The sequence below is a fragment of the Aminobacter sp. HY435 genome, assembly GCF_027568395.1.
Lineage (GTDB): Bacteria > Pseudomonadota > Alphaproteobacteria > Rhizobiales > Rhizobiaceae > Aminobacter.
Map to the genome: position 1 here is coordinate 101,464 of NZ_JANKZL010000011.1, position 12,616 is coordinate 114,079.

The window sequence follows — 12,616 nt, forward strand, 5'->3', positions numbered from 1 at the left end:
GCTGTTGTTTTTGTATCGAACCCGTTTGTTGTCAGGCTACTCCGTGACCTTCATCTCCTTGACGAGGAGCTTGGAGTCGACACGGGGCTGCCATTCCAGGCGCTTGGAAAAGCCGTAGATGTCCTGCTGGTTCAGCAGCGGGGCAAGATACGACTGCTCGTAGGCCTTCGTGGTCACGGCATCATACAGCGCCTGGCGTTTTTCGACGTCGGTTTCGACGCGGGCGGCGCTGATCTGATCCGACATTTCCTTGTCGCTGTTCGATGCATAGCTGGCGCCGCTCTGATAGGCAGAGGTCATCTCGCGATCGGCGTCGAGCAGCTCGTTCGAATTCGAGACAAAGATCGCATCAGGCCGCTTGTTCTTGTCGAACAACTGGTTGAGGTACTCCGAGAAGTCCTCGATCTTAATGTCGACCTTGAGGCCCGCTTCCGTCCAATACGCGCCGACCGCCTCGATCAGTTCGCGGTCCTTAAGCCAGCGGCCGGCTTCGCCCACGAGCTGGACGGTCCTGCCCTCGGCCCCGGCCTCCTTGACCAGCGCCTTGGCCTTTTCGAGGTCGTGCTTATATTCCGGCAGCGACTTGTTGTAGCCAAATGCCTTCGGGTTCACGAGCTGGCCCTTGGCCGGGCTCGCGTAACCGCCGAACAGGCTCTCGGCAAGCGCTTGCCGGTCTATGGCAAGGTTCATCGCCTCGCGAACACGCACGTCCTTGGTAGCTTCGTTGTCAGCCGAAAGAACGATCACCGAGGTTTCCATGCCGCTGACGGCAGCGAATTTCGGCGCCTGCTGTGCGAACTCCGGCAGAAGATTGGTGATCACGTCGAGTTCGCCGGCCATCAGGCCGGAAAGGCGCGTGCCCGATTCACCGACAAAGCGGAACGTCACCTTGTCGATGGAGGCCGGGGCACCCCAGTAATCGGCGTTCTTTTCCAGCACCAGATCCTGGCCGCGGTTCCAGCTTGCAAACTTGTAGGGGCCGGTCCCCACAGGCGCTTCGGCGAACTTGGCGTCTGCCGAATAGGACGCCGGGATCATCTTCATCCAGTACATGCGCGACGGGAGGATCGGATCCGGGCCCGACGTGGTGATCCGCACCGTCAGGTCGTCAACTTTCTCGGCACCGGTAATTGTTCCGAAATAGGCCGCCTGCTCCGATTTCAGGGCAGGATCGATGACGCGCTTGACGCTATTGACGACGGCGTCGGCATTGAACGCCTCGCCATTGTGAAACTTGATGTCGGGCCTGAGCTTGAACTCCCAGGTCTTGGGATCGACCTGGGTCGGCGGCGTCGCCGCCAGGCCGGCCACGAGCTCGCCATCAGGCGTACGCGCCATCAGCGTCTCATAGATGTTGTCATTGACAGCGCGCTCGCCGCCGTCGTCCCGCACCTGCGGGTCGAGCGTCGACGGCTCGGAGCCGATCGCGATCGTGATGTCCGCAGCTTGCGCCGCAAGCGGCGAAAGCGCCATGATTGCCGCCAAGGCGGCGCTGCTTGCCAGTCTCGTCAGTAAGTTCATTTGGTCCACCCATTAGCCAAAAACAACAAAAACGAGCGAATGTTCGCAGTCTTATGCTGCGCTGATATCGCGGGTCGCCACATCCCTCACCGGCAAGAGTGGATTGTATGCAATTGACTGTCAAGCATTTGTTGATCAACTTTTCCAGCCTCGACGCTGTCGCGTATCAGAGATGCCGAAAATACCACATAAGCCATTGAGATTGCACAAAAATTAGAACGTGATTGCTGAAATTTCATTCAGTGATGGCAACCCACTCCAGGACTTCGCCTTGAGTTTCGGCAATTTCTTGCATATAGTATACCAAAAATGACCATTCATGGAGAGGGTTTGGGGTTGCTTGCGCGACCTGGCGAGCCGGACCGACACACAATACATCGCGAAACAGTGGATGCGGAGCCCAGCTTTCAACGCATTGGCGGTACATTTCGTCCGCTTCAAGCCGACAAGGACGACTTGATGGTAACGCCATCACTTCCAGTTGGATTGTTACTTATCGTAGGCTACTTGATGGCAATGGCCTAATTACTGTTATCGCGTTTCTAGAAGACAACCCCGCCGACTGGCAGCATGGCAACCCTTCCATCTTTGCAGCATTGCAACCCCCTTCCATCTCTTTCGACCTGGTCGCCTTCGGGGCGTCAATTGCGATTTGATCAGCACACCTCCAACATGCATTGTTGGAACCAATCGGTTGGAAATCAGGCAATGCAGAATGCATGAAAAGCGGTTCGACGTGGTCATTGTCGGCGGGGGCATCGTCGGGCTGTCGGTGGCGCTCGAAGCGCAGTCTTGCGGGCGCACAGTTGCGATTGTCGACCCTGGATCAGCTGAAGGCCGTGCGTCCTACGGCAATGCCGGCGTACTCAGCCGCGGTTCGATCTTCCCCATGGCCGGACCCGGCATCAGGTCGCGTTTGCCGCGCTATGCCATGGGCCGCGACATCGCCGTGCGGGCGCGCCTGCGTTCGCTGCCCTTCCTGCTTCCCTGGCTGACGCGTTTTCTGCTCGCAGCCAACGAGGACGCATGGCGTCGTTCGGCTGCTGCGCTCAACCCGATGGTGGCACAGGCTTTTGACCGCCATGTCGCCCTGGCCGATCTCGTCGGTGGCCGCCACCTGATCAAGCGCAACGGCTGGCTCAGGCTCTACCGGAGCCAGCAGGCCTTCGATGGCAGCGTGTTGGAACGACAGGTCCTGGCTGAAAATGGCGTGCGCATCGATTGTCTCGGCGACGATGAGATCCGGCAGCTCGAACCGCACCTGGCCCACCGCTTTTCGAACGGCATCTTTTTCCCCGACACCGGATCCGTCGAAAGCCCGGGCGAACTGGTTGAGCTCTACCGCCAAGCTGCCGAAGCAAGGGGCGCGACCTTCGTGGCCGGCACGGCGGATGCGATTTCGCAGCTTGATGGGTGCATGGCGGTCTATGTCGGCGGCGAGCGGATCGAGGGCAGCCATGTCGTGCTCGCGGCCGGCGCGCGCTCGGCTGCACTGGCAAGATCGCTCGGCTATCGGTTTCCGCTAGCAGCCGAGCGCGGATATCATCGTCATTTCGAACTTGCCGAAGGCATCGAACTGCGTCGCCCGGTATACGATGCCGCTGGCGGCTACGTGCTCTCGCCGATGAACGGCAAGGTGCGCCTGCTGTCCGGCGTTGAGTTGGCGCGACCCGACGACCCGGGCAACGCCACGCAGATAGAGAGCGTCGAGCCCGATGCGCGCAAGACGCTTCGGTTCACCGCGCCGGTCGAAGAAAAACCCTGGTTGGGCAGTCGCCCGTCGACACCCGACGGCCTGCCGGTGATTGGTCGCGCTGTCCGCCATCCGCACCTGATCTTTGCTTTCGGGCATGGCCATATCGGTTTTGCCAACGGTCCGATGACTGGCGATATCGTGGCTGGCCTCATCAAAGGCGAACGCGCCGCGTTTCCCATTGACGCCTTCTCGCCGGCGCGGTTCGGGTGCTGATCACATAGCGGGAGGGGCGAGCCGATTTTCGGTTCGCGCCGGAGCCGCGCTAGCAGGGTCGGTGCCCCGTGCAGGCGCACCGTCCTCCACCCCCGCGCCGACGCTCTCAGGGCAATGTCAGTCCGCCGTCGACATGCAGTGACTGGCCGGTAATCTGCCTTGCCTCGCGCGACAGCAGGAACAGGATCGCAGCGGCAACATCGGCCGGCTCGGTCAGCCGCCCGGTCGGGGTCACGGCAACAGCCTTTTCCAGTGCCGAGGTCGTAGCGGCGAAATGCCCGGTCGGATCCTTTCGGGTGAAGCCGGGTACGACGCAATTGACCGTCACGCCGCTTGGCGCGAGCTGCACCGCCATCGATTTGGCCAACGCCTCGAGCGCGCCCTTGGCCGCTGTCGTCGCAGGGAAATGAATGCCGGCCGTGCCAAAGATATGGGCGACAAAGGAGCTGACCACCACCACGCGCGACCAGCTTGAAGATATGAGGTCGTCCATCGCCGCATCGACCATGCGCAGCAGGGCGGTCGGCATGGTGGCGAAAGCCTGGTCGAGGTCCTCTGGCCGGACCTCCGCAAGCGTCGAACGCGCCGCCTGGGCAGCATTGCTGACGATCTGATCGACGCGGCCGAAACGGGCGCGTGCGGCAGCAATCATCGCGGCTGGGACCGCAGGATCGGCAAGGTCGCCGAGCACGATTTCCGTGGATGCGCCTGCCGCCTGGCAGGCTTCGGCCACCGCCTTCAGCCCCTCGGCGTTCTTGCGCGTGTGCAGCACCAGACCTGTTCGGGGTGCTGCGAGCCGTCGCGCCGTCTCGGCGCCGATGCCGCTGCCGGCACCTGTGATAAGGACGATGCGATCAAATGTTGTGGTCAATTCCTGGCCCCCTAGGCTGTTTGAGATCGATGATTGACGGCTGCGGCTCAAGCCCCAAGAGCCACGCCATCCTTGCGTTTGTCCGAGCCGCCATGAAGGCTTCCGTCTTCGGCGCGCAAGACGAATTGCGCGCCGCCGAAATCGCTGCGCCCCGCCAGTTCGCCAGCCCCAACGGGATCGGTGTAGCCGGCAGCGCGCAAGGCCTTGGCGATAGTGTCAGGCGTTCCCGGTTCGATGGCCAAAGCCTTGGCTCCCTCCAGCCGCCAGCGTGGCGCGTCGATTGCCGACTGCAGGTCTTCGCCCCAGGCAGCGAGCCGCACAAGCAGCTGAACATGCCCCTGTGGTTGCATCGCACCGCCGACAACGCCAAACCCGGCGTAAAAATGCCCGTCCTTGAGTGCGGCCCCCGGAACCACCGTATGATAAGGACGCTTGGCCGGCCCGGGCCCATTGATGTGGCCCGGCTCTGAAAACCCGAATCCGCGGTTCTGCAACACAAAGCCGCCACCGGGCACGGCGATGCCCGAACCGAAGCGCTTGAAGACGCTGCTCATCAGCGTCACCGCCAGCCCGTCGCGGTCGACGACAACGGTGCAGACGGTGTTGCCCGCAGGATCGGCGACGGTCTTTTGGGCCTGGGCCATTGCACGCCCGACGGCTTCGACCATTGCGAGCGTCGTCGTTGGGTCGTTGCGGTCGAGGGCCAGGCCGTCGAGTTCTTCCAGCGCATCGAGCACGGCAACGCCATGCGTATTGGGCGGACATTCGAGCACCTTCAGCCCGCGAAACTGTCGTTCGAGAGGCACGGTGAAATCGCCGCGGTGCGCCGCGAAGTCGTCCGCCGAAAGCACTCCACCCCTGGCTTGGTTGGCGGCTGCGGCGTGGCGCGCCGGGTCTCCGAGATAGAATGCGTCGGGACCTTCGGTCGCGATGGCCCGCAACACCGCGGCAAGCAGCGGATTGGCGAACTGATCGCCGGCCTGCGGCGTGCCGCCGGCCCGGTAAAGTTCCGCGCAGGCGGGATCCAGCCTGATGACCGGTTCGAACACGGCCCATTCACGCGCTGTGATCGGCAGGACAGCAAAGCCTTCCGCCGCAAGCGCGATCGCCGGAGCCAGCAGCTTGGCCATCGGCAGGCGGCCGTAGCGGGCATGCAGGTCGAACCACCCCCGCACGGCTCCCGGCACGGTAACAGAAAGCGCATGCCGTTCCGGGATGCGCTGGTTGGGGAGCTTCTCCACAACGTCAAGCGACAATGCCTTCGGCGAGCGCCCGGTACCATTGTAGCTGATGGCTCGGCCATCGGGCTCGACCAGCATGGCAAGCAGGTCGCCGCCGATCCCGGTTGCCATTGGCTCGACGACCCCGAGGATCGCATCCGCGGCGATCGCCGCATCGATGGCGGAACCACCCGACGCCAGCATGTCCTTGGCAGCGTGTGCCGCAAGCGGATGGCCGGTCGCAACCATCGCGGAGTCGCTTCGTACACCCATGCCCCGGGACGAAATGGTCATCGGCTTTTTCCTCTCCGCTCGCCCAGGCATTTCAGCCAGCGCAATATTGTATGCGAGGCCGTGAGCCTCTCACTGTTCGAACAGTAGAATGCGACTTGCGCTCATGTCAATTTGGTATACAGTATTCTAAATCGATTTCGAATATCCGTTGAGACGACAGGGGAACGCCATGACTGCTCCGATGAACCCGGATGAATTTCGTACCGCGCTGGAAAACGCCATCAAAGGCAAGAGCGCCAACAAGTCGCCCTTCAGCCTGGCCTGGGCGAGCGGCAAGCTCAGCCGCGACCATCTCTCGCGCTGGGCCGAGAACCACTACCACTATGTCGGGCCGTTCGCCGACTATCTCGGCTACATCTATGCCCGCATGCCGGAGCAGTATGTCGAAGCGAAGGACTTCCTGCTCGCCAACATGTATGAGGAAGAGATCGGCGGCGACCGCCACACCGACCTTTTGATCCGCTTCGGCGAGGCCTGCGGCACGTCTAGAGAGCGCATGACCGATCCGGAGAACATGTCGGCGACCACGCGCGGACTGCAGAGCTGGTGCTACGCGGTTGCCATGCGCGAGGACCCGATCGTCGCCGTTGCCGGCCTCGTCGTCGGCCTCGAATCGCAGGTGCCGTCGATCTACCGCAAGCAGACGCCGACCCTGCGCGACAGCTACGGCTTCACCGACGAGGAGGTCGAATTCTTCGACCTGCACATCGTCTCCGACGAGATCCATGGCGAGCGCGGTTACCAGATCGTGCTCGAGCACGCACGCACCGTCGAGATGCAGCAGCGCTGCCTCAAGATCTGCGAAGTCGGCGCCCAGATGCGCCTGCTCTACACCACCGCGCTCTACAACGACTATGTCGCTGGCGACGTGAAGCTTGGGCGCGTGGCGCCGATGGAGCCGGAACTCGCCGGCATCGGCGGCGTCTGAGGTCAGACATGCCGACAGTCATTATCCATAGCAAGGGCGAGGCCTATACCGGAGAGGTCAAGGAGGACACCAACCTCGTCGTCCGCGCCGGTATCAAGCAGTTTCCCTTTCCGCATCTGGCCTACAAATGCGGCATGGGGAAATGCGGCACCTGCGCCAGCCGCATCCTCGCCGGCGCCGAGCATCTGCCGCCGCCAAACTGGAAGGAAAAGAAGCAACTCGGCGACAAGATCGACGAGGGTTTCCGGCTCGTCTGCCAGCTATGGATCAAGCATGACATCGAGCTTCGCCAGGAGAAGGTGACGGAGCCGCAGGCCTAGCCCCCAGATGCGCCACGCCGCTGGCGTGGCGTGAAGAGACACCGACCGTGGATGCGTTCGCGCACACGGACGCGAGCAAGCAAACTCAGCATGAGGTAAAACTATGTATGTGGTTCTGACGACCAAGCCGGGCGAATTCCGGACCGAAATGAGCCCTGGCGTGCAGGCGGTCGAAACCTATGACTACATCTTTTATGGCCGCAAGCGGGCGTCTTTCACGATCGCCAAGCTGAATGACCAGGAACAGACCCGCATCCGCATCGTCGAAGACGAGCCGCCGCAGATCGAAAACAACGTCCCCTCCAAGCTGTTCGAGAAATTCGACTCCGTCGAGGAGGCCCGCCACGAGCTCAAGACGCTCACCACCTACGGCAGCATGGACATCCAGCTCAAGCGCGTCTGACGCGCTTGAAGCCGCTAGCCTCATAACCTTGCATCGCCAACCTTGTACCGAATGCGCCGATGATCACCATCACCTTCATAACCAATGACGGCAAGCAGGCGACCGCGCCCGACAACAGCAATCTGTTGCGCGTCTCGCTGCGCGAAAAAGGCGGCATCCCGTTCAAGTGCGGCGGTGGATTGTGCGGCACCTGCAAGTGCAAGATCGAGACCGGCATCGAAAACACCGATGCGGTCAAGCCCAAGGAACGCAACCACCTGACCCCCGAGGACCTGGCCGCCGGCTTCCGCATGGCCTGCCAGACCTTCGTGCTTGGCGACGTCAGCGTTTCCTGGGTGCCCAAGACGCGCTGACGCGACGATTTCGAAAGCAAACGACCGATGACCGAGCGACACCTGAACTATATCGGCGGCGAATGGCAGCCTTCACGCAGCGGCGCCACCTTCGAAGACCGCAGCCCCGCCGACGAACGCGACGTGATCGGGCTTTTCCCGGACTCCGATGCCGCCGATGTCGCCGCCGCGGTGTCGTCGGTCGCTTCGGCATGGCCGGTCTGGGCCGCCCAGTCGCCGGAGGTGCGCGCCGACGTCCTGTTCAAGGCCGCCGACCTGATGTCGCAGCGCGCCGACACGATTGCCGCCGAGCTCACCCGCGAGGAGGGCAAGACGCTTAACGAGGCGCGCAACGAGGCCAGGCGCATCGCCGCCAACTTCCGCCTCTATGCCGGCGAGGCGCTGCGCCTCAATGGCGAGACCTATCCCAGCGAGAGCGGACAGATGGTGCTGTCGCTGCGCCAGCCGGTCGGCGTCGTCGCCGTCATCACGCCGTGGAATTTCCCGCTGTCGATGGCAGCGCGCAAGCTTGGGCCGGCACTCGCCGCTGGCAATGGCGTCGTCTTCAAGCCGTCCGAAATCACGCCCTTGATGGGCCAGCGCCTGGTCGAAGTGCTGCTCGATGCCGGATTGCCGCCAAAGCTCGTCGCGCTTGTGCAGGGCAAGGGCGCCAGGGTCGGCCAGGCGATCACCGCGCAAGCCGGCGTCGATGCGCTGACCTTCACCGGCTCTTATGCGGTGGGCAAGCAGATCGCGGCGTCGCTGTCGACCGACACCCGCGTCCAGTTGGAAATGGGCGGCAAGAACGCCACCGTCATCCTGGCCGACGCCAGCATCGACAAGGCAGTTGCAACAATCGAGCGCGGCGCCTTCGGCCTGACTGGCCAGGCCTGCACCGGCACCAGCCGCGTGCTGGTCGCCCGCTCGCTCCATGACCAGCTCGTCGCCCGCCTGGAAGCAAGCGCCAGCGCCATCAAAGTCGGCCCCGGCACGTCGGATGGCGTGCAGATGGGCCCGCTCGCCACCCGCGCGCAATACGACAAGGTGCTGTCTTATGTCGCCATCGCCCGCGAGGAGGGTGGCAGGGTCGTCGGTGGCGAAGCGTTGCGCGACAGCGGCGACGAAGCACTGGCGCATGGCTACTTCGTCCGCCCGGCCGTGGTATCGGGACTGCCTGAGAACAGCCGCCTGTGGCGCGAGGAAATCTTCGGGCCGGTGGTCGCCATTCGCCCGATCGACAGCCTCGACGAGGCGATCGCACTCGCCGACGACACCGAATATGGCCTCGCTGTCTCGCTCGTCACCAACGACCTGCCTTCGGTGTTGCGCTTCGCCCGCGAAACCCAGCACGGTATCGTCAAGGTCAACAGCCCGACAACCGGCGTGTCGCTGAACGCGCCGTTCGGCGGGCTGAAGCACTCGAGCAACCAGGCCGCCAAGGAACAGGGCGGCGCCAACGTCATGGACTTCTATAGCCGCATCAAAAGCATCTATCTTGGGGCATGACATGCTGCAGACCCTGATGTCGTCGATGCCCGGCACCTTCGTGCCGGGTCATCTGTTCGGCATGGGGCTCATGGTCTTCGTTGCCGCCCTCCTGCAGGGCATAGGCGGGCTCGGCTTCGCCATGGTTTCGGCGCCGCTGGCCGTGCTGTTCTTTCCCGAGATGGCGCCCGGGCCGCTGCTGGTGCTCGGCGCTGGCCTGGCGCTGCTCGGCGTGCTGCGCGATTTCGACGCCGTCGACTGGGCGTCGGTCACCACGCTGATGGTGGGACGTGTCGGCGGAACGCTGCTTGCCGGCGCCACTCTCGCGGCTTTGCCTACCAATGCCTTTTCGATCGTCTTTGCGTTGCTGATCCTTGCCGGCGTCGGCTTGAGCTTCGCCGGCTGGAAGGTCGAGGCCTCGCATCCAAACCTGGCGCTGGCCGGCGTCGCCTCGGGATTGATGGGCACCATCACCTCTTCGGGCGCGCCGCCCTTCGCCATCGTCATGCAATATGTGCCCCCGCGCCAGATGCGCGCGACCATCAGCTGCGTGTTCTTCGCTGGCGCCATCCTGTCGCTGATGATGCTGGCATATGTCGACCGGTTCACCCTGCCCCAGCTTTGGCTCGGCATTCTGCTTTTTCCGCTGATGCTGGGCGGCTTCTTCGTCTCGGGACGGTTTCATCGTTATTTTTCGCCGCGCGGCGTGCGCATCCTGCTTCTCACCATGTCCGGGCTCGGCGCGCTCGGCATCCTCGCCCGGGCGCTGGTGTCATGATGATCCACATCACCGACGAAATGGTCGAAGCGGCGGTCAGCCCTGCCGACGCGCAACAGGTGCTGGCGGATGCCTTCCTGCAATTCGGCAACGGCGACGCCGCGATGCAGGCACGCATCCGCAGCGAGGCCGGTGGCGTCAAGCTGTCGACGCTGGGCGCCGTCATCCCCGGCCAGGAAGTGGTCGGCGCCAAGGTCTACACCACCATCAAGGGTCAGTTCTCCTTCGTCATCCTGCTGTTTTCGGCTGTCGACGGCCGAGCACTGGCGACCTTTGACGCCGGTGCCATCACCAGGCTGCGAACGGCCGGCTGCTCGGTGATCGCAGCAAGACATCTCGCGCGCGCCGGCGCCACAACGCTCTCGGTCTTTGGCTCGGGCCCGCTCGGCCGAGCGCACGCCGTGCAGATGGCCCAGGCGTTCGCGCTCAAGCGCGTGCTGCTCGCGAGCCGTTCCTCGGACCCGGCACTGGCGATCGACCTCGAAGCCGCCTGCGGCGTCGAGACACGCATGGCATCCGCCGCCGAAGCCGCGGCGGAGGCCGACATCGTCGTCACTGCATCGCGCTCGCCGAGCGCGCTGTTTTCGGGCGACCTGCTCAGACCAGGCAGCTTCGTTGCCGCCGTCGGCTCGAGTCTGCCCAACACGCGTGAACTTGACGACCGTGCCATGGCGCGCGCGTCTCTTGTGGCCGTCGAATGGCGCGACCAGAGCCTGCGCGAAGCCGGCGACCTGGTCATGGCCGACCCCGCGGCCCTGCCGGCGGAAAAGATCGTCGAGCTCGGCAAGATCCTCGCCGGCAAGTCGATGGGCCGCACCACAGGCGAGCAGATCACCATCTACAAGTCGGTCGGGGTCGGGCTTCAGGACATCGCCCTGGCCGGTCTGGCATACAGGCGCATTGCCGGCGGCTGAGAGCCACGCCGCATCGCCGGCGCACCCCAGCACCGCCCCGCAACCCTTTTCGCCGCGTCGCGGGTGTGGCAAACCTCCTTGGTGGCTTGGGGAAACAACAGCGCATCGGTCCGGATTTCCAGATGCGCGGCGACGGCTGTCGCCGCTGCTGCCGTCGCACATGGCTGGGCCATCTCCCCTGCCCTCGCACATGCCTCGGATCGCGGCCATGTCCTGCTCCTGCCCACCGGGCACTACATCGCCGGTGCGGCGATGGCGGTGGCGTCGTCGTTTATCGTGCTGGCGTTGTTGCCGCCGCAGCGCCTTGGCGATTTCTGGCGCGGGCGCATCCGGCTTGGCACGGTTCCCGATCTGCGCCTGCCGGTAAGCCTGCTGTCCTTCACCATGCTCGCCGCCTTGATCGTCGCCGGCTTCAATGGCAGCCGCGATCCGCTGTCCAATCCACTGTCGCTGACGGTCTGGACGCTGCTCTGGGTCGGGCTGACCCTGCTGCAGGGCCTGTTCGGCAATCTCTGGGCATGGCTCAACCCTTGGTACGGGCCATATCGGTTGGCCACTCGCCTGCTTGGCCTGAGTGCCAATGGAGCGCCGTTCCATCTGCCGGACCGGGTGAGCTACTGGCCGGCGTTCATCCTGTTTGTTGCCTTCGCCTGGTTCGAGCTGATCTATCCGGCGCCGGACGATCCGGCCCGTCTGGCGATGGCGGCCGGCATCTACTGGCTCTTGTCGCTTGTTGCCATGCTGGCTTTCGGTTTCGACCGCTGGAGCCGGCAGGGCGAATTCCTCTCGGCGTTCTTTGCGATGATCGCGCGCTTTGGCATCGTCGAGGCCAAACAGGACGGCTCTCGCCTGCGCCTCCGGCTGTGCTGGCCGGGAGCCAAGCTCGTCAGTGCCGAGCCGCTGCCGCCGTCGGGCGCGCTGTTCCTGCTGCTGGCGCTGGCCTCGGTGTCCTTCGACGGCTTTTCCAAGACCTTTCTCTGGCTCGGGCTGAACGGCGTCAATCCGCTCGAACTGCCCGGCCGTTCGGCGCTCATGGCCATCAACAGCCTCGGCCTCGTCGCCGTGTTCGGCATTCTGGCCGGCATCGGATTAATGGCCATCCTTGCCGGCGAACGGTTGGTGCGCAGCAACCAGCCGCTGTGCCATAGCGCCGGGCTGATGGTCTGGTCGATCGTGCCGATTGCGCTTGCCTACCATTTCTCGCACTACCTGACCTCGCTTTTGGTCAACGGCCAGTATGCGCTTGTCGCCCTGTCGGACCCGTTCGCGCTTGGCTGGAACCTGTTCGGCACTGCCCATATGCCGATCGAGGCCGGCATCGTCATGGGCGCTGGGGCCGCGTGGATGCTGTGGAACCTGCAGGCACTGGCGATCGTCGGCGGTCACGTGCTGGCCGTGCTCGTTGCGCACCTGCTCGCCTGGCGCCTGCACCCGGTCGCGACGAGCGCCTCGCTGAGCCAGATGCCGCTGACATTGCTGATGATCGGCTACACGGTTTTTGGCCTTTGGCTGCTCTCGACAGCAACAGCCGGATAGTTCAAACAGGGGGCGATTTGACCCAGGGGAAGTGGCTATTGCTAC

At 63.8% G+C, this 12,616-nt stretch carries 12 protein-coding genes; 9 read left to right on the top strand and 3 right to left on the bottom strand.

All coding sequences use genetic code 11. The annotated features are described in order from the left end of the window. Positions 1–36: 36 nt before the first annotated feature. Positions 37–1,521 (bottom strand): ABC transporter substrate-binding protein, encoded by a 1,485-nt coding sequence (locus PCJ21_RS17215; protein WP_442866035.1) that lies wholly within the window; start codon positions 1,519–1,521, stop codon positions 37–39. A 715-nt stretch (positions 1,522–2,236) separates the two neighbouring features. Between PCJ21_RS17215 and PCJ21_RS17220 the strand changes: the two genes are divergently transcribed. After that, positions 2,237–3,490 (top strand): NAD(P)/FAD-dependent oxidoreductase, encoded by a 1,254-nt coding sequence (locus PCJ21_RS17220; RefSeq protein WP_269932651.1) that lies wholly within the window; start codon positions 2,237–2,239, stop codon positions 3,488–3,490. A gap of 106 nt (positions 3,491–3,596) precedes the next feature. On the opposite strand, the gene PCJ21_RS17225 is transcribed toward PCJ21_RS17220, so the two are convergent. Beyond that, positions 3,597–4,361, bottom strand: a complete 765-nt coding sequence (locus tag PCJ21_RS17225; protein ID WP_269932652.1) for an SDR family NAD(P)-dependent oxidoreductase — start codon at positions 4,359–4,361, stop codon at positions 3,597–3,599. 47 nt (positions 4,362–4,408) lie between these two features. Further along, the gene (locus tag PCJ21_RS17230) at positions 4,409–5,875 is read right to left on the bottom strand and encodes a gamma-glutamyltransferase family protein (protein WP_269932653.1); all 1,467 of its coding nucleotides are present in this window, start codon (positions 5,873–5,875) and stop codon (positions 4,409–4,411) included. 169 nt (positions 5,876–6,044) lie between these two features. On the opposite strand from PCJ21_RS17230, the gene PCJ21_RS17235 reads away from it, so the two are divergent. The 8 genes from PCJ21_RS17235 (at position 6,045) to PCJ21_RS17270 (ending at position 12,571) form a co-directional block, all read left to right on the top strand. Beyond that, positions 6,045–6,803 (top strand): TenA family transcriptional regulator, encoded by a 759-nt coding sequence (locus PCJ21_RS17235; RefSeq protein ID WP_269932654.1) that lies wholly within the window; start codon positions 6,045–6,047, stop codon positions 6,801–6,803. Positions 6,804–6,811: 8 nt separating this feature from the next. After that, the gene (locus PCJ21_RS17240) at positions 6,812–7,123 is read left to right on the top strand and encodes a 2Fe-2S iron-sulfur cluster-binding protein (protein WP_269932655.1); all 312 of its coding nucleotides are present in this window, start codon (positions 6,812–6,814) and stop codon (positions 7,121–7,123) included. 103 nt (positions 7,124–7,226) lie between these two features. Then, a complete protein-coding gene (locus PCJ21_RS17245) occupies positions 7,227–7,526 on the top strand; it encodes a ferredoxin (RefSeq protein ID WP_269932656.1) in 300 nt (99 codons plus the stop codon). A 59-nt stretch (positions 7,527–7,585) separates the two neighbouring features. After that, positions 7,586–7,879, top strand: coding sequence for a 2Fe-2S iron-sulfur cluster-binding protein (locus PCJ21_RS17250; RefSeq protein WP_269932657.1), 294 nt, complete (start codon positions 7,586–7,588; stop codon positions 7,877–7,879). A gap of 27 nt (positions 7,880–7,906) precedes the next feature. Next, positions 7,907–9,364 (top strand): aldehyde dehydrogenase family protein, encoded by a 1,458-nt coding sequence (locus PCJ21_RS17255; protein WP_269932658.1) that lies wholly within the window; start codon positions 7,907–7,909, stop codon positions 9,362–9,364. Position 9,365: 1 nt separating this feature from the next. After that, positions 9,366–10,121 (top strand): sulfite exporter TauE/SafE family protein, encoded by a 756-nt coding sequence (locus PCJ21_RS17260; protein WP_269932659.1) that lies wholly within the window; start codon positions 9,366–9,368, stop codon positions 10,119–10,121. Continuing rightward, on the top strand, positions 10,118–11,035 hold the full coding sequence (locus tag PCJ21_RS17265) for an ornithine cyclodeaminase family protein (protein ID WP_269932660.1): 918 nt from the start codon (positions 10,118–10,120) through the stop codon (positions 11,033–11,035). The genes PCJ21_RS17260 and PCJ21_RS17265 overlap by 4 nt, the downstream gene beginning before the upstream one ends. An 81-nt stretch (positions 11,036–11,116) precedes the next feature. Beyond that, positions 11,117–12,571 carry a hypothetical protein gene (locus PCJ21_RS17270; RefSeq protein ID WP_442866036.1) on the top strand — a complete coding sequence of 485 codons (1,455 nt, stop codon included), beginning with the start codon at positions 11,117–11,119 and terminating at the stop codon, positions 12,569–12,571. The last annotated feature ends 45 nt before the right edge of the window (positions 12,572–12,616 follow it).

Coding starts and splice junctions, on each gene's coding strand:
- PCJ21_RS17245 (WP_269932656.1), top strand. CDS start 7,227: ATGTATGTGGTTCTGACGACCAAGCCGGGCGAATTCCGGACCGAAATG.
- PCJ21_RS17235 (WP_269932654.1), top strand. CDS start 6,045: ATGACTGCTCCGATGAACCCGGATGAATTTCGTACCGCGCTGGAAAAC.
- PCJ21_RS17230 (WP_269932653.1), bottom strand. CDS start 5,875: ATGACCATTTCGTCCCGGGGCATGGGTGTACGAAGCGACTCCGCGATG.
- PCJ21_RS17260 (WP_269932659.1), top strand. CDS start 9,366: ATGCTGCAGACCCTGATGTCGTCGATGCCCGGCACCTTCGTGCCGGGT.
- PCJ21_RS17220 (WP_269932651.1), top strand. CDS start 2,237: ATGCATGAAAAGCGGTTCGACGTGGTCATTGTCGGCGGGGGCATCGTC.
- PCJ21_RS17250 (WP_269932657.1), top strand. CDS start 7,586: ATGATCACCATCACCTTCATAACCAATGACGGCAAGCAGGCGACCGCG.
- PCJ21_RS17240 (WP_269932655.1), top strand. CDS start 6,812: ATGCCGACAGTCATTATCCATAGCAAGGGCGAGGCCTATACCGGAGAG.
- PCJ21_RS17265 (WP_269932660.1), top strand. CDS start 10,118: ATGATGATCCACATCACCGACGAAATGGTCGAAGCGGCGGTCAGCCCT.
- PCJ21_RS17215 (WP_442866035.1), bottom strand. CDS start 1,521: ATGAACTTACTGACGAGACTGGCAAGCAGCGCCGCCTTGGCGGCAATC.
- PCJ21_RS17255 (WP_269932658.1), top strand. CDS start 7,907: ATGACCGAGCGACACCTGAACTATATCGGCGGCGAATGGCAGCCTTCA.